This is a genomic window from Neobacillus niacini, assembly GCF_019749295.1.
GTDB lineage: Bacteria > Bacillota > Bacilli > Bacillales > Cytobacillaceae > Neobacillus > Neobacillus niacini_D.
In genome coordinates this window covers 75558-91653 of sequence record NZ_JACWFG010000026.1, presented here as the reverse complement: position 1 = coordinate 91653, position 16096 = coordinate 75558, and the positions used below count along the sequence as shown (strand labels likewise).

At 38.4% G+C, this 16096-nt stretch carries 17 protein-coding genes and 1 riboswitch; of the genes, 13 read left to right on the top strand and 4 right to left on the bottom strand.

All coding sequences use genetic code 11. The features are described 5' to 3' along the window. Positions 1-87 precede the first annotated feature (87 nt). Together H0184_RS25310 and H0184_RS25305 are read right to left on the bottom strand one after the other, a co-directional pair. Positions 88-1089, bottom strand: coding sequence for a sensor histidine kinase (locus H0184_RS25310; protein WP_221830035.1), 1002 nt, complete (start codon positions 1087-1089; stop codon positions 88-90). Further along, positions 1086-1793, bottom strand: a complete 708-nt coding sequence (locus H0184_RS25305; protein ID WP_221830025.1) for a response regulator transcription factor — start codon at positions 1791-1793, stop codon at positions 1086-1088. Before H0184_RS25305 ends, H0184_RS25310 begins: the two co-directional genes overlap by 4 nt. A 244-nt stretch (positions 1794-2037) precedes the next feature. Between H0184_RS25305 and H0184_RS25300 the strand changes: the two genes are divergently transcribed. Genes H0184_RS25300 through H0184_RS25285 form a run of 4 tightly spaced genes read left to right on the top strand, consistent with a single transcriptional unit; the run spans position 2038 to position 4571 of the window. After that, positions 2038-2529 carry a small multi-drug export protein gene (locus H0184_RS25300; protein ID WP_221830023.1) on the top strand — a complete coding sequence of 164 codons (492 nt, stop codon included), beginning with the start codon at positions 2038-2040 and terminating at the stop codon, positions 2527-2529. Between the two features lie 12 nt (positions 2530-2541). Further along, positions 2542-3288, top strand: a complete 747-nt coding sequence (locus H0184_RS25295) for a hypothetical protein (protein ID WP_221830021.1) — start codon at positions 2542-2544, stop codon at positions 3286-3288. Positions 3289-3306: 18 nt separating this feature from the next. Further along, positions 3307-3702, top strand: coding sequence for a GntR family transcriptional regulator (locus tag H0184_RS25290; RefSeq protein WP_221830019.1), 396 nt, complete (start codon positions 3307-3309; stop codon positions 3700-3702). A gap of 2 nt (positions 3703-3704) precedes the next feature. Next, the gene (locus tag H0184_RS25285) at positions 3705-4571 is read left to right on the top strand and encodes an ABC transporter ATP-binding protein (protein ID WP_221830016.1); all 867 of its coding nucleotides are present in this window, start codon (positions 3705-3707) and stop codon (positions 4569-4571) included. Between the two features lie 104 nt (positions 4572-4675). Here the strand turns inward: H0184_RS25285 and H0184_RS25280 are convergent, their stop codons facing one another. Beyond that, positions 4676-5701 carry an FUSC family protein gene (locus H0184_RS25280; protein ID WP_221830006.1) on the bottom strand — a complete coding sequence of 342 codons (1026 nt, stop codon included), beginning with the start codon at positions 5699-5701 and terminating at the stop codon, positions 4676-4678. Positions 5702-5920: 219 nt separating this feature from the next. Between H0184_RS25280 and H0184_RS25275 the strand changes: the two genes are divergently transcribed. Further along, positions 5921-6682, top strand: coding sequence for an SDR family oxidoreductase (locus H0184_RS25275; RefSeq protein WP_221830005.1), 762 nt, complete (start codon positions 5921-5923; stop codon positions 6680-6682). Positions 6683-6740: 58 nt separating this feature from the next. On the opposite strand, the gene H0184_RS25270 is transcribed toward H0184_RS25275, so the two are convergent. Further along, complete coding sequence (locus H0184_RS25270) at positions 6741-7868, bottom strand: 5-methyltetrahydropteroyltriglutamate--homocysteine S-methyltransferase (protein ID WP_221829996.1); 1128 nt, start codon at positions 7866-7868, stop codon at positions 6741-6743. A gap of 80 nt (positions 7869-7948) precedes the next feature. Next, positions 7949-8050: riboswitch (SAM riboswitch) on the bottom strand. A gap of 205 nt (positions 8051-8255) precedes the next feature. Between H0184_RS25270 and purT the strand changes: the two genes are divergently transcribed. The 8 genes from purT to H0184_RS25235 all read left to right on the top strand — a co-directional run bounded on the left by purT (position 8256) and on the right by H0184_RS25235 (position 16096). Beyond that, on the top strand, positions 8256-9425 hold the full coding sequence (gene purT, locus H0184_RS25265) for a formate-dependent phosphoribosylglycinamide formyltransferase (protein WP_313771827.1): 1170 nt from the start codon (positions 8256-8258) through the stop codon (positions 9423-9425). 50 nt (positions 9426-9475) lie between these two features. Continuing rightward, positions 9476-10747, top strand: a complete 1272-nt coding sequence (locus H0184_RS25260) for an L-lactate MFS transporter (RefSeq protein WP_221829994.1) — start codon at positions 9476-9478, stop codon at positions 10745-10747. 105 nt (positions 10748-10852) lie between these two features. Continuing rightward, positions 10853-11722 carry a DUF421 domain-containing protein gene (locus H0184_RS25255; protein WP_221829992.1) on the top strand — a complete coding sequence of 290 codons (870 nt, stop codon included), beginning with the start codon at positions 10853-10855 and terminating at the stop codon, positions 11720-11722. A 182-nt stretch (positions 11723-11904) separates the two neighbouring features. Then, positions 11905-12558, top strand: a complete 654-nt coding sequence (locus tag H0184_RS25250) for a DsbA family oxidoreductase (protein WP_313771828.1) — start codon at positions 11905-11907, stop codon at positions 12556-12558. A 298-nt stretch (positions 12559-12856) separates the two neighbouring features. After that, positions 12857-13618, top strand: coding sequence for an SDR family NAD(P)-dependent oxidoreductase (locus H0184_RS25245; protein WP_221829987.1), 762 nt, complete (start codon positions 12857-12859; stop codon positions 13616-13618). A 313-nt stretch (positions 13619-13931) separates the two neighbouring features. Further along, complete coding sequence (locus H0184_RS25240; RefSeq protein ID WP_221829986.1) at positions 13932-14570, top strand: MBL fold metallo-hydrolase; 639 nt, start codon at positions 13932-13934, stop codon at positions 14568-14570. 42 nt (positions 14571-14612) lie between these two features. Then, positions 14613-14747, top strand: a complete 135-nt coding sequence (locus H0184_RS27885; protein ID WP_260631788.1) for a hypothetical protein — start codon at positions 14613-14615, stop codon at positions 14745-14747. A 59-nt stretch (positions 14748-14806) separates the two neighbouring features. Further along, the gene (locus tag H0184_RS25235; RefSeq protein ID WP_221829984.1) at positions 14807-16096 is read left to right on the top strand and encodes an ABC transporter substrate-binding protein; all 1290 of its coding nucleotides are present in this window, start codon (positions 14807-14809) and stop codon (positions 16094-16096) included.

Below are 16096 nucleotides of genomic sequence, written 5' to 3'. Positions count from 1 at the left end.
CTTTCCCTTCGATTCAAGTTCCTTTAACTTGTGACCATTATATCCCTTGATCCATTGATTAAAAAATCGATTTTTCTTTCACTTTTCTTACAGCGTTGTAATGTTTTGGGTTTCACTAAAAATAATTCTAACACTTGTACCTTTCCCAGCTTTAGAATCGATTTCGATAGTGTGTCCAAGCTGCTGTGCAGCCTCCCTTGTTAAATACAGTCCCATTCCTGTTGATTCTCTAAATTTCCGGCCATTTTCTCCTGTGAAAAATGGTTCAAATATGCGACGCTTATCACTCTCAGGTATTCCTACGCCATAATCCATTACTTCAAGTACGGCTTCACCGTTCCTCTCATAAATCGATATAGAGATAGTCTTGCTTTTTCCCTTTGAATATTTAACGGCATTATTTATTAGTTGGGAAAGCATGAAGAATAGCCATTTTTCATCTGTTTCGACCATCATTCCTTCTTTTTCCTGAATGAACTGAGGATAAACCTGATTTCGAATATAGAAGCGTTTATTTTCATGATTCACATCACTAACCAGCTTTGCTAGATCAACTGGTTTAATATGAAAATCCTGTTCAATGGTTCGTAATCTCGCCATATAAAGAATTGTATTCAAACCTGTCTTCATCCTGTGTGTCTCTTCACGAATATTCGAGGACTCTGGTTCATCTAGATTTTGAGCAATGAGCTCAATGACTGACAGCGGTGTTTTCATTTGATGGACCCATTGATCCATAAACTTCAAATGCTCCTCCTGCCTCGATTCTAATCTTTTAATTTGCTCCTGATAATGCTTATATTGATTCTTTAACAATTGGTCAAGTGCTTCAGAAATAGGTGTATGTTCTGATTTTTGCAAGGATTGATCTAAGGACTCTAGTTGATTTGTAAGTCTTTTGTAAAAAAGACGACGGCTATAATAATGATAGATTAAATATACCCCAAGAAAAAAAAGACCAAGGAACATCGCATAAAGTGCAGGTAATAAATGATGATAGCCATCTAGATAATAAATCATAAGAATGACAAAAAATTGAAAGATTTGGACTAAAATGAGAAGAGCATGCTCTTTTAAAAATAGCTTCATTGATTCTCAGCCTCTAACCACGAAATATGTAATCGATACCCAGCGCCTCTCACGGTTTCAACGGCTCCTTTAAGACCAACACTCTCCATTTTTTTACGGACGCGAGTAATGTTAACATTTAATGTGTTTTCATCCACATACACTTGGTCATCCCATAGTTTTTCAAGTAAATCCTCGCGTCCGGCTACACGAGGATATCGATCGATTAAACTTTCAATAAGTTCAGCTTCTTTTTTGGATAGGGTAACGGTTTCTCCTTTAAATGATAACTCCAGCCTCTCAGGAAATAGCTTTAACCCTTCAAGTTCTAACACTCGCTCCTGAGCTTGTACAGCATATTCTCCATATGCCCGGCGAAGTTGACTGCGAATTTTCGCAAGCACAATTTCTGGATGAAACGGTTTTGTGATAAAATCATCCCCGCCATTTTCTAATGCCAAGACTTGGTCCATTTCGCCAACCCTTGCAGAAATGAAAATAACAGGACAAATCGATTGCTTCCGTATTTGACGACACCAATAATAGCCATCATAGCTAGGTAAATTTATATCTAATAATATAAGGTCTGGTTTGTACTTTTTAAAATCATCCATTACTTGATCGAAATCAGCCACGATGAACGACTCATACCCGTATTTATTTATGTAGGATTGCAGGTGTTCAGCAATTTTAGGATCATCCTCAATAATCAAAATCTTTTGCACTTTTCCCACTCCTTTCCAATTGCCATTATCCCATATCCTTTAAAAAAATCACAAACTAAAACATTACATGAATGTAAGATCTTTAAGGATAAGAACCAAAAGACCCAACTCGTCTTTCGAAAGAGTACAAAATGCTTTGAAATTAAAAAAATCAAAAGGGTTGCGTAATTATTTCAGTGTGTATATACTGTGTATATAGATATACACACATATACACTAAACGAATGCGAAGGGGAGAAAAGTTTTGAAGGTAATTTGGGGATATGTTTTAGTTTTTATTTTGGCGGCATTGCCATTTTTTGAAGGGTTTGCAGTGATTCCGATTGCAACGATAGCCGGTCTGGAGGTTTTTCCTGTTTTCTTGCTAGGCTTAATTGGAAACATTTTGACCGTTTTTCTTTTAATAAAGTTTGTAGACCAGTTTCAAAATTGGCGGAGAAAACGTAAAAATACTGACGAAACGAAAGAAACAAAACGCACAAAGAGGGCTTTTCATTTATGGAAAAAGTACGGACTCCCAGGGTTGGCGATGTTTGGACCACTATTAGTCGGCAGTCATTTAACCGCATTAGCGAGCATGTCATTTGGCGGGGCGAAGAAGAGTACGTTCTTTTGGGTTTCAGCGAGTATTATCATTTGGAGTATCGTCTTTACGGTTTTGCTCTATTTTGGTATCGACTTTTTAGGTCTGGAAGATCGCGGAATACTCAACTATTTCAAAAGTGAAAATCAATAGAGGAGTGATTCTATGTTGAGAGATGCCGTTTGGCTTGCTAAAAAAGAATATCAATACCAGTGGCGAGCCCTAATTGCCACGTTTATAGCCAGTCTTTTTATCGGGACATTTGCCGGATTTCTTCTGTCAGGCTCAAATGGGAGTGAAATACAGGGATTTTCAGGTTTTATTCAACGTTACGCTTTAGATTTGTTTTTTGTAGGAATTGCCCCGTCATTTGCGACCTTTTTTATGGCGAAACCTTATTTAAGTTTTCAAAATGCTAAACAGAATCCGTATGGGAAGCGAATGGCAGTTCTCCGTTCTTTACCGGTACCCGTTGCGGTCTTATCTTTAAGCAGAATCATTCTCATGTTAAGTACTTTAGTAATCATGTCGGTTGCCTTTTACGGAATGATGGGAACGGTTTTGTTTGGGATATCAGGGAGTGTTTTTAACTTGCTGACCGTTGGGGAATTTCTGACTTTCGGATGCTTTTGGTTTGGATTTGCAATGGTAGTGGGCGGCATTAGTCCTTATATCGAGTACGGTATGAAGGGTATAATGCTGCATATTCTTCCTTATCTTTTCATGGGCCTATTTGTGCTGGTAGAATTGCTTTTAATGCTAAACGGAGTAGGAATCGTAGAAACGAGTTTTGAAATTGTAAAATCGGTTGGTTGGATCGCTGCTCTTATTTCTATGCTAGTGGGTATTATTTGCTGCTATGGCTGGAATCAGCTGCTAAAGACTCGTTTAGAAAATCGAGATTATTTATAGAAGGGAGCGGGATTTCGCATGAAAATTCCAATCCATGTGTCTGAGGAAAGCAGAGAACCGATTTATCACCAGGTCGAAACGCAAATTAAAACATTGATTGCCAGCGGGCAGCTTCTCCCTGGCACACCGCTCCCATCTATTCGGGCATTGGCGGGTGATGTGGGCTGCAGTGTGATCACAACGAGAAGAGTTTATCAAAATTTAGAAAACGCTGGCTTTATTAAAACAGTTCAGGGCAAAGGGACATTTGTTCGTGAAATAGAAAATGTACGTAAAGAAGAAACGAGACAAAAGGTCGTTTATGAAGCGTTTGAAAAAGCAGTTGAACAGGGGATGCAGCTTGGCTGTACGGAGGAGGAACTGGGCACCATTTTTCAGGAATCAATCAAGAAATATTATAAAAATGGGGGATAAAGATGCAAACCTTGCTTGTTGAAGTAGAAGGTTTAACGAAAAAATATAAGAAGTTTACACTTGGCCCGCTTCATTTTCAAGTAGAAAGAGGCGTCGTCATCGGATTGGTGGGGGAAAACGGATCGGGGAAAAGTACGTTGTTTCGACTGCTAATGAATCTATTAAAAGAGGATGACGGCCATATTCTAATGTTTGGACAGAAAATTACCGAAGACGATTGGAAGCAAAAAATCGGTTATGCTGGAGAATTATTAGAAGCATATGATTTTTTAACGATTATGGAAATGAAGAAGTTGATTTCCCGTTGGTATCAAGACTGGGATGAGGAAATGTTTGTGAATTTGGTAAAACGATATAAGATAGATATATCACAGAAATTTAGCAAATGTTCAAAAGGGACAAAGAAAAAAGTCGAGTTTATTTTTGCTTTATGCCATCATCCAGAGCTGCTTCTTTTAGACGAACCGACAGCCGGAGTGGATCTTGTTTCACAGCGGAAAATGAAAGAGGATATGATTCATTTTATGGATGACGGTGAAAAAAGCATTGTACTTGCGACGCATACGGTCGATGAAATCAATCAGCTTTGTGATGAGATAATCGTCTTAGATGGCGGCCGTATCGTCCATACGTACAATAAAGATGAGATTTATGATCATTGGGCTAGAGTTTGGGTCTCCGATGTCACTGAACCAATAAGACAGCATCCAAACGTGATTTATTACAATACCATTCCGTTACAAATTGTGACGGATAACCTGGAAATATTGGAAGTGGCATTGGAAAAAGAACAAATTAATATTAACCAAGTCCAGCGCTTATCGATGGAGGAAGTACTGGAGTATTTAATTGAGGGCAATGAATCATAAAAGTGAATTAAAGCCGTAGCTATATTCTTGGAATTTTTTAATATTTTTTGTGCTATAAAGGAGCAGCAGAATATTTATAAGCTGCTCCTTTGCTATGCCCTCTGCTATTGTGACTTTTTCATATATTGTTCTACCAGCCTATTCAACCGGTCCAATTGAAAGGCATAATTATAGATAGAAGCACCAATAACTGCCATTTGGATTTTCTGATCGGTATTATATGATTGCATTACTTTTTCTAAAAAGGCCTCTGTTTGTTTCATAAATTCTTCATCTTCCAATGTAGGTAAATCCATTTTTATTTTCCTATCATATTTTAATAGAAATAGCTCATGATACTTGATTAGATACTCTAGGTGTTGGTCAAAGAGCTTATTTTCTTCAGCTGTAGGCTTACAGGTAAAATAGAAGGTATCAATATCCTCTAAGACAATATATCCCTGTTGAAGTGATTTAAACATTTGCTTAAACACGACTATTTCTCGAACATCCATATTGTTTACCTTGGCCATTTTCTCTCGTTCTTCATCAAATATTAAAAATTGTTCTTCTAATAGAAATATATTATTCTCTAATTGTTCCATTTGGTCCTTAAAGGACTTTTCTGTCAATTCGTCTGAGATGGCAGTTCTCATCAATATAGAGAGGTTTTGGAAAATTTCATTAATTTTTTCTACGTAATTTTTCTTGTAGTTTGGTGGATAGACAAAGATATTTACCAATAAAGCCGTTGCCATTCCAATAAAAGTAACAACAAACCGGTTCAAAGCAAAGAGCCAATCTTCGTTTCCTGGTGCACTCATTATGGCTAACACAGTAACTACCGTAAGTGAAATCGTTTCTCCCATTTTTAACTTTAAACTAATCGAAATTAGAATAATGATGACCAGTCCAATAGCAAATGGGTCATTGCCAAGAAAATACAATCCCAGAAAGGCAGTAATCGCACCTATGATATTGGTTTGTACTTGATGCCATACTTGTTTCCATGTACGGTAAATTGACGGTTGAATCGTAAAAATGGCAGCAATTCCAGCAAAGACTGCGGACTCAAGTTTTAATACGGAACATATATATAAGGCAAAAGTTACAGCAATCCCCGATTTAATGACGCGTGGTCCTAACTTCAAAATGCTCAATCCTCCATATAAAACGCAGATCAACATACTCTCCATGAACTATCGTTGTATCAAATATAGCTATTAAACTTGATAATTTCAATTATTTTTATGCTAACTAAGCATTTGTGCCTAAACAGAATGCTTTTTTATTTATTCAGGGGGGGATATTATAAAAAGGGTTACACTATTTTAGAGAAAGTATTTAACGACCTAAGAAAGAGGGATAGGATGAAACTTTCAGGGAATACAGTACTCATAACAGGAGGGGCTGCAGGAATCGGGTTTGCTTTTGCCGAGAGATTCATAAAAGCAGGCAATAAAGTTATTGTCTGCGGCAGAAGCGAAGCAAAGCTCCAGGAAGCAAGGGAGAAATATCCCGAACTGAATACACACGTATGTGATGTCACCAAAGAATCTGATCGTATTGCATTGTTTGAATGGGTAACAAGCGAGTACCCTGATGTGAATGTACTTGTAAATAACGCAGGCATTCAACAGCGTTACCATGTTCTTAAAACGAACGCGAAGGAAGAGTGGAGCTATTACAATCAAGAAATTGCCGCCAACATCGAGGCGCCCTTTCATTTTTCCTTGCTATTTGCGCCGTACTTTGCCACTAAAGACTATAGTGCTATTCTTAATGTAACATCCGGTTTAGCCTATACCCCAATGGCAATTGCCCCGATTTATTCAGCTACAAAAGCGGCGGTTCATTCTTTTACCATGAGCTTACGGCACCAGCTTGAAGATACAGGTATTGAGGTGATAGAGATTGCTCCTCCGGCTGTGAATACTGATTTAGGCGGAGAGGGCCTGCATACCTTTGGCACCCCAGTAGATGAATTTGCCGATGCAATCTTTGAAGACCTTAATGCAGGAAAAACCGAGATTGGGTACGCACGTGCGGAAAAAGCGATGAGAATGTCCCGTAATGAAATTGATGAGACTGTAAAGACGATGTACGCCAATATGAAAAACACCATTCTATAATGGATCAAGAGCTACCCCTAATAGGTAGCTCTTTTTAAGAGGTTAGTTCATTTAAAAATTAGATAGAACCCCAAACACTTTTAGCTATGTTCACAACATGTTTGATTTTATTCCACTGATCATCCTCTGTTAAAAGATTTCCTTCCTCTGTACTAGCAAAGCCACATTGTGGACTTAATGCCAGGTTTTCTAAAGGTATAAACTTACTTGCTTCGTTAATCCTGGCTTTAATGGAGTCAGGATTTTCTAGTTCTGGAAATTTAGAAGTAAATAGACCTAAAACAACAGTTAAATTAGGACGTTTGAAGCTTTTTAAGGGTTCAAAATCACCAGAACGCTGATCATCATATTCTAAAAACAGGCCATCTACATGTAACTCAGCGAAAATCGCATCAGAAATATGATCATATCCCCCGCTTGTAATATAGGTGGATTTAAAGTTTCCACGGCATATGTGCATCGTAATTACCAAATCATCCGGCTTGTCTGCGATGACGTCATTGATACATGCTACTCTTGTTTCGATGATAGATTGTATGTCCATACCTTCTTTTTCAACCACAGCAGTAATCCGTTCTTCCGAAACGAAATCAATCCAAGACGTATCATCTAATTGCAAGTAGCGACAACCAGCATCATAGAATGCTTGAATGGCCTTCCTGTATGCTGAGACAGTATCTTGGTAAAACTGCTCTTTATTGCTCTTATAATACTCATCACCTTGAATTCTAGTAAATAGCATATTCGGGCTGGGAATCGAGAACTTCGCCACTTGGCTTCCATCCCCATATTTTTCTACCGCTTCTTTTAAAAATTGATAGTGTTCAATCATATAGTGGTGATCGAAGTCAATCTTCCCAACCACTTTAATGGCATTATTTCTTGTTTTCGCACCTTTGAAGGCACTGACATATTGGCTTTCAAAGAATTCTACGCCTTCGAGGCCAGCTAAGAAATCCAAATGCCACCAAGAACGTCTAAACTCTCCATCGGTGATTGATTTAAGACCTGCGTCTATTTGTTTTTGTACCAGTTTCTCAATTTCTTTATCTTCTACATTCTTAAGGGTGGCTCTATCAATTTCCCCATTTGCAAATGCCTTTCTTGCTTTTTTTATAGGTTCTGTTCTAAGAAAGCTTCCTACATGGTCTGCTTTGAATTGAGCTTTAACTAGTGTCTTTGTCATCTATCATTACCTTCTTTCTATATAATAAAAAACCCTCTTCTCAATAAATAAGAAGAGGGGGAAATCCATAACCAAATCTCTTCTTATCTTCAAGTAATCACTACTGGAATTGGCACAGTACTATTGAAAAGTCTGCTGCCGAGGCTTCATAGGGCCAGTCCCTCCGCCTCTCTTGATAAGAGTAATTTTATATTTAATTATCTGTTAAGATACACGTGTTCAGCTAAACTGTCAACAAATAACATTTACGATATCGCTTACATTTTAAACACGAATATTAATATTTGTTTTTACATTAATATTCGTGTTTCGTTGAAAATATTTGCTTGTAATCGGTAAAAATATAAGATATTATAATCAAAAGACAAACGATAGGGGTTGTGCTAGGTGTTTGATACCCAGACGAAAAAGATTATGTTACTTGGTTCAGGTGAACTTGGAAAAGAAACGATTATTGAGGCTCAGCGACTTGGGGTGGAGACCATTGCGGTAGACCGTTATGAAAATGCTCCGGCTATGCAGGTGGCCCATCGTTCTTATGTGGTGGACATGCTCGATGGAGAAGAACTTCGCAGAGTAATAGAAAGTGAGAAACCAGATTTGGTGGTTCCCGAAATTGAGGCAATAGCGACAGAAATACTAGTGGAGCTCGAAAAAGAAGGTTTCCGTATCGTACCGACAGCAAATGCCGTGAACTTAACAATGGATAGGGAAGGAATTCGCCGATTGGCAAGTGAAGAACTAGGACTGCCAACAGCGAAGTACGAGTTTGCGGACACGCTATATGAACTAAGGAATGCTGTCCTGAAAATTGGAACACCCTGTGTAATTAAACCAATCATGAGTTCCTCTGGAAAAGGGCAAACGGTTTGCCGGTCCATAGAGGATGTTGAATGTTCATGGAATGAGGCGATGGCAGGCGGAAGAGGGAAGAAAGCCCGGATGATTGTGGAAGAATTTATCCATTTTGATTCTGAAATTACTCTTTTAACCGTCCGCTCCGCTTCTGGAACAACTTTTTGTGCGCCTATTGGGCATGTGCAAAAAGATGGGGACTATATAGAATCCTGGCAGCCGCATGACATGTCGGAGGAACAAATTCTTGAGGCGCAGGAAATCGCCAAGAAAATCACCGATGCACTTGGCGGGTACGGAGTTTTTGGAGTGGAATTATTTCTTTCTTCAACGGGTGTCTATTTTAGTGAGGTGTCTCCTCGTCCACATGATACCGGGATGGTTACCATGGTTACGCAAGATCTATCCGAATTTGCCCTGCATGTTCGGGCCATTTTAGGCTATCACATTCCAGATATACAACTATTGAGCCCTGGTGCAAGTCATACGATTAAGGCCAAGAAGGAAAGTAAGACTTACCACATTACTGGAATCGCTGAAAGCTTATCCATCCCACATACACAGGTTAGGGTATTTGGAAAACCGGATACAAAAGTGGGACGACGGATGGCAGTTGCATTAAGCAATGGGGTAACTGTGAATGAAGCAAGAGAGAGAGCTGAAGTTGCAGCTTCAAAAATGAAGATTACCTACGAAGAATAACTTGGATCATCGGCAACAAGACAAAACAATGCGGAAAGAAGGATGGAAGAATGCAAACAAAAAATCGTTGGCTAATCGCTTTATCAGCGGTTGGAATACATATTTCAATTGGTTCGGTTTATGCTTGGAGTGTTTTCACAAAACCGCTTCAACAAGAAATGGGCTGGGGATTAAAGCAAATTTCATTCACGTTTAGCTTGGCCATTTTATTCTTAGGTTTATCTGCAGCCTTTCTAGGCCATTTTGTAGAAAAGTTTGGTCCTAGAGCAGCTGGAACGCTAAGCGCAGTGTTTTTTGGAGTGGGAGTGGCAGGGGCAGGTTTTGCTATCCAATTAGAATCATTGATACTACTCTATCTGTTTTATGGAATGATTGCTGGAATTGGGCTGGGGGTGGGATATATTACGCCAGTTTCTACGCTGGTAAAGTGGTTCCCTGACAGGAGAGGTCTGGCTACAGGACTAGCGATTATGGGATTTGGATTTGCGTCCTTAATCAGTAGTCCGATTATGAATTATTTAATCGTGAACTATGGAATCTCTAACACCTTCTATCTACTAGGAGCGGCCTACTTCATTATTATCTTTGGTTCCGCTCAGTATCTTGCTCCGCCGAAAGCAGGCTGGGTACCTAAGGAAATCGAGGCAGCAGGTCAAAAATCAGAACGTATGAAAGTAAAAACAGATTTGCGTCAGTTAACCGCCAATGAGGCAGTCAGAACCAGACAGTTTTGGGCTTTGTGGCTGATGTTATTTATCAATGTTACCTGTGGGATAGCGATTCTTTCCGTTGCATCGCCAATGGCTCAAGAACTAGTAGGAATGTCAGCAGCAGGGGCAGCAACCATGGTTGGAATTATGGGGTTATTTAACGGAGGAGGAAGGATTGTTTGGGCGACCATCTCTGATTACATCGGAAGACCAAATGTCTACACACTATTTTTCGCTTTTCAAATTGTTGCCTTTTTTATGCTTCCAAATATCACAGTAGCTATTCTGTTTTCGATTATGGTTTATATCATCATGACTTGTTACGGAGGAGGTTTTTCCTCAATACCTGCCTATATCGGCGATTTATTTGGAACCAAGCAGCTCGGGGCGATTCATGGATATATTTTAACAGCATGGGCAGCGGCCGGTTTAGCGGGACCGATCTTTGTATCATGGGTCAGGGAAACAACCGGAAGCTATCAGGGGACATTAGTTATTTTTTCAGGAATCTTTATTGTCGCTCTAACTCTTTCACTCCTTATCCGTCTCGATATCAGGAAAATAAGGTCCATGACCGAAAATCAAATGATGAAAAATGCGGGAAATCTCTAATCCTTCTACTAAAGGCATAGTGCTAATTGCTTATTTTATGCAAACAATGATATTTACGATGAAATCGGGAAAAATAGGTGGAGTAATAATTCCTGGAGGTTAGCAATGCCCGATTATATTGAAGTAGCACTTCGAGCTATATTTTCATTTATCGTATTATTTACTCTTGCAAGAATACTTGGTAAAAAGCAGATATCACACCTTACTTTCTTTGATTATGTGGTTGGAATCGTAATCGGGGATATGGCTTCTACAATGGCAATTGAGACTGAAATGAAGATTACTAATGGCTTAATCGGATTAGTGGTTTACACGCTCTTTTCGGTTATCCTTGCATATGGTGCCATTAAATCCTTCAAGTTTAGAGATTTGGTAGAGAGCAGTCCGTCCATCCTAGTTAAAAATGGGAATATATTGGAGAAAAATCTTTTTAAGCATAAGATGACCTATGATGATCTAATGAATGGCTTAAGAGAAAAAGATGCGTTCAAGCTTGATGAGGTTGAAATGGCCATTTTGGAAACAAATGGCCAGATTAGTGTTTTGAAAAAACCTGAATATCAGTCGCTGACTCCAAGTGATATTGGTCTGAGCATGGAAGAGGATCATGCCCCTTCCTTGATTATTATTGATGGAACTCTGTTACTCAAACGCTTAAATTATTTAAACTATAGCGAGGATTGGCTTCTCAGTGAGATTAAGAAACAAGGTGCAAATAAAATAGAAGATGTCTTTTTAGCACAGATAAACTCTGATGGAAGTGTGTATGTTGATTTATATCAGGATGAGAAAAAAAATCAACAGGAAAAACGTAAGCCAGACATTGCTGCTAAACTGCGAAGGGTACAAGCAGATATAGAAAGCATTGCTTCTCAAACAAAAGATAAAAATGCAAAGAAAATGTATTTTAATCAATCAAAAGAGTTAGAAAGTATGATAAAAAAAATAAATCCATATCTTTCAGAAGGCGTATAGTAGTCTAATTAAACCCAATGTCCGTTAACATATAGTAATAAATAGGTAGTAACAATTGGTGAAACTAAATCAAATTACGTGTAAAAAACATGCTTACCTTCTATACTATATGAGAATAATGAATTGGAGGGACAAGTATGCATATTGAAATGTGGACTGACTTTGCTTGACCATTTTGCTATATTGGCAAAAGGCGTCTGGAGGACGCCCTTAAACAGATTGACCAACCCGTTGAAGTGACGTATCGATGCTTCGAATTGGATCCGACAATAGGACGGGATATTAAAGAAAACATTTATGAAGGATTAGCCAAGAAATATGGCATGAGTATCGCTCAAGCAAAGGCAAACACCCAAAGAATGGTACAGATGGCGAAGGAAGTAGGATTGGATTATCAAATGGATACCTTAATCTTAACGAATACCTTCGATGCCCATCGTTTGACCATGTTTGCTAAACAAAAGGGACTCATGAAAGAAATGACGGAGCGGATTTTACAAGCGTATTTTACCGAATCCAAGCATATTGGTGACCATGAAACCCTAACTGACCTAGCAGTGGAAGTGGGGTTTAACAGGGAAGAAGCAGCGAAAATGCTCGCTAGTGATGAGATGAGTGACGTTGTTCGCGCTGATGAGCAAACAGCCAAACAATATGGGGTTACAGGTGTCCCATTCTTCCTAATTAATAAAAAATATGCCCTTACGGGTGCTCAGCCTACTGAGACGTTTGTTCAGGCTTTGAAAAAGGTAATTGCAGAAAATCAGATTACCGTATTAAACAGCCAAGACGGTCTTAACTGTGATGATGATGGTTGTGAAATCCCTGAAAAGTAATTAAATAGATGAATAACGGGATTGAAAATACATTTTTATATTCACATAGGATAGTCAGCAATAATAAAGATAATAAAAAAATTCTTATTAATAATAAGAAATACTCCTCTCTGAAAGATATTCAGAGAGTTTTTTTATCTTTTAGCCCATTTTTTTGGTCCGATCATCTTACTCCATATAAGAAAGGAGTTCTTAGATGAGAGTTCCAATGCCTTCTGGGGCTTGATTTTTACAATTTGGCATGATTCTTGCTTGGTAATTGGATACGAAGAATATCTAAAAAATAGGAGTGAGAAGAATGCCGGAAATCTTTCATTTGAGGAACAGAACAGCTATTGTTACGGGGGGGAACCGCGGTTTAGGCAGGACGATTGCATTAGCTTTAGCGAAGCAGGGTGCAAATGTAGCGGTTGTTGGTCGTGATAAAACTAGAAATGCTCAGGTGGTCAATGAAATTAAACAATTAGGCAATAAAGGGATTGCTTTATCTACTGATTTAACTAATATTAATTCCATTCAGGAAATGGTCTCAAAGGTAATTGAAGAATTTGGGTCAGTGGATATCTTAGTAAATAATGCGGGTATTTCTCAAACAAAATTTGCGTTAGAGGTGACAGAGGAAGAGTGGGATAAGGTGATGGACTTGAATGTCAAATCATTATTCTTTTGTTCACAAGTAGCAGCTAAGACGATGAAGTCCCAAGGTTATGGAAAAATTATTAATATTGCTTCCGTTGTAGGAGCGGTTGGTGATATAGGGATCAGTGCTTATACGGCAAGTAAAGGAGCGGTTATTAATTTAACTAGATCCCTTTCGTTAGAGTGGGCTAGATATGGAATTACTGTCAATGCAATCGGCCCAGCCTATATTGAAACGGAAATGAATCAGGAGGAACTAAGTAATGAAAAAGTAAGAAATAAAATTATTAGTAAAACTCCGCTTAAACGATTAGGAAATCCGGAAGAGCTTGAAGGTGCTGTTATGTTACTTGCTTCTGACGCGAGTAGTTTTATTACAGGTCAAACGATCTATGTCGATGGAGGCTGGTTAGCTCAATAAGTATAAGGAATATCAACCCTTTCGACTATATCTCCTGTTTTTCTCTTGAGAATAAGAAAAATGATAAGAAAATTCTTACTAAGGAGAGATTGATAGGGGTGTTTACCTTTGTAAATTCAGAAAATTAAGTGATTTGGATTTTGGCACAGTACTTGCATTAATAAAAAGTGTAGCATTTGATGATACAAAATCTTCTAACTTGTATGTAGTCAATGCATTAAGACTGACATATAAAATTTAAAATTGAAAAAGAAGGTTTTGGTCTTTTTGCAAACGCTTTCTCGTTTTTAAATGATATTAGGAGGAAGCTTCTATGAAACCTTTGACGATACGACGTTTTACGTTGGGTTCACTTCACACGAATAGTTATGTGGTCACGGATGATGAGACATTCTCCATTATTATTGACCCAGGCGAAAATCCCTCTGAAATGATGGACTTTGTAAGGAAGAGAAAAGTAGATTATATATTGTTAACACATTGTCATTTTGATCATATTGCAGGATTAACAATGGTTAAAGATTATACGGATGCTTCAGTGGTCGTTCACCAATCGGAGGCCGAATGGCTGCTAGAACCATCTCTAAATCGTTCTATAGAAACCACATTACCAATAGTAAGCGAATGGCCAGATATATTGCTGCAGGGGGATGAATTGATTCAATGTGGAGCTCTTACCATTAAAGCGATTCATACTCCGGGCCATTCACCAGGTAGTACCTGTTTTCTTCTAAATGGCAAGTATTTATTCACAGGGGATACATTACTTTCAGGTGTAGTTGGCCCCACCAATATTCCTTTTGGTGATAGAGATAGATTAAAAGACTCAATTAGATCAAAACTGTTTTGTCTGCCAGGGGAAATAAGTATTTATCCAGGGCATGGCGGAAACTCAACCATCGAATTCGAAAGAAGTAACAATTTATTACCTAATATGAAAAATTTCCATTAGCTCGCGAATGATTATTGAAAGGAGGTGAGGAGCCTTTCTTTGGTGGCAGATTTTGAGCGAAATACTAGGGGGGATTTGAATCAAACTGTAAAAAAAGGAAATCCTCTAAACCTGGCAGTAAGAGAATTTCCAATTAAAAAATATCTAGAGTTTAATTGTATTTTACCCACAGAGTAAATTCAAGTAGAGGAAGAATAGACGTAATTTTCAAAAAATAAAAACGCGGAGAGGTATATATGATAAATAAAAAGAAATTTATGATGAGTGCGTTTATGTCTCTATTAATCTTCTCTTTAATACTTGCAGGATGCAGTAACAGCTCTACATCAACCAATTCAAATGGTGACTCAGATGTATTTAAATTAGGCGGTTTAATGTCTTTAACTGGGGCCGCTGCCTTATTAGGAACTTCTGAAAAGCAAGGGGTAGATTTGGCAATTGATGAAATCAATGAAGCGGGTGGATTAGACATTAATGGGAAAAAAGTAAAGGTGGAATTCATTCCCTACGATGTTGGGGAAGATCCAACAAAAGCGGTTGAATATACACAGCGTCTTATTAATAATGACAAAGTTAATATGATTGTTGGTGCAAGAGAAAACACACAATTAGCTGGTGAATTAAAAATCACCGATCCAGCTAAAGTAATTGTTTTCAACGCAACCGCTTCTACTCCATTACTATCTGTTGGGGCAAAATACGGCTTTAACTTTACAGATAACGGTGCGATTGAGAAGCATTCATTAATTGAACTATTAGCGGATGACCCTGCAGTGTTAGAAAAAGCAGGATTAGATGTTGACCGTATTAAAGATGTAAAACGTGTAGCTCTCTTTGGAAGAAATGAAATGTATGTAAAACAAGGGGTTGCCGGTGCAAAAGAAGCTTCAGAAAAACATGGATTTGAATGGGCTGGAGATGTGTTATTCCCTCCGGGCACAACAGATTTCCTTCCGTTTGTAACGAAGCTAAAAGAACTAAAACCGGATGCGGTTATTTTAGATACCTATTCGTATGAACTTATGCTCCCGCCGTTAAAGGAAATGCTTCAAATAGGCGGACTTGACTGGACAAAAGGCGACATCCTACTTCTTGGAAACGATGTCATGGGGACTCAACATTTTGCTGACACAGCAAAAGAAGAGGGAATTAATGTTGATGGAGCAATTACATTTTCCGCTGCAGCTGTCGGAACAACTCCAGAAATTGATGCCCTTTATGAGCGAATCAAAAAGAAGTTTGGTAAGGATGCACAAGTTTCAGGAATTGCACAGACATATGAAGCGACTATGATGGTATTCAAAGGATTGGAAGAAGCAGGGACCACTACAGATACGGATAAGATTATTGAAGCAATTAAGAAGACAGAATATGATGGTGTTCGTTTTAAGATGACGGTGGATGAGTACGGTCAGTTAGTTCAACCGGAATTTATGTTGACAATTGAAGATGGTGTTGTCAAGGATACGGGAATTACGTATTTAGAAGAGCTATATTATGGTGCTGCAAATGAAATCGTAGAGTAA

Excerpts from the sequence above, each read along its gene's own strand:
- H0184_RS25235 (WP_221829984.1), top strand. The coding sequence starts at position 14,807 with ATGATAAATAAAAAGAAATTTATGATGAGTGCGTTTATGTCTCTATTA.
- H0184_RS25310 (WP_221830035.1), bottom strand. The coding sequence starts at position 1,089 with ATGAAGCTATTTTTAAAAGAGCATGCTCTTCTCATTTTAGTCCAAATC.
- H0184_RS25290 (WP_221830019.1), top strand. The coding sequence starts at position 3,307 with ATGAAAATTCCAATCCATGTGTCTGAGGAAAGCAGAGAACCGATTTAT.
- H0184_RS25270 (WP_221829996.1), bottom strand. The coding sequence starts at position 7,868 with ATGACAAAGACACTAGTTAAAGCTCAATTCAAAGCAGACCATGTAGGA.
- H0184_RS25255 (WP_221829992.1), top strand. The coding sequence starts at position 10,853 with ATGCCCGATTATATTGAAGTAGCACTTCGAGCTATATTTTCATTTATC.
- H0184_RS25260 (WP_221829994.1), top strand. The coding sequence starts at position 9,476 with ATGCAAACAAAAAATCGTTGGCTAATCGCTTTATCAGCGGTTGGAATA.
- H0184_RS25240 (WP_221829986.1), top strand. The coding sequence starts at position 13,932 with ATGAAACCTTTGACGATACGACGTTTTACGTTGGGTTCACTTCACACG.
- H0184_RS25275 (WP_221830005.1), top strand. The coding sequence starts at position 5,921 with ATGAAACTTTCAGGGAATACAGTACTCATAACAGGAGGGGCTGCAGGA.
- H0184_RS25245 (WP_221829987.1), top strand. The coding sequence starts at position 12,857 with ATGCCGGAAATCTTTCATTTGAGGAACAGAACAGCTATTGTTACGGGG.
- H0184_RS25295 (WP_221830021.1), top strand. The coding sequence starts at position 2,542 with ATGTTGAGAGATGCCGTTTGGCTTGCTAAAAAAGAATATCAATACCAG.
- H0184_RS25285 (WP_221830016.1), top strand. The coding sequence starts at position 3,705 with ATGCAAACCTTGCTTGTTGAAGTAGAAGGTTTAACGAAAAAATATAAG.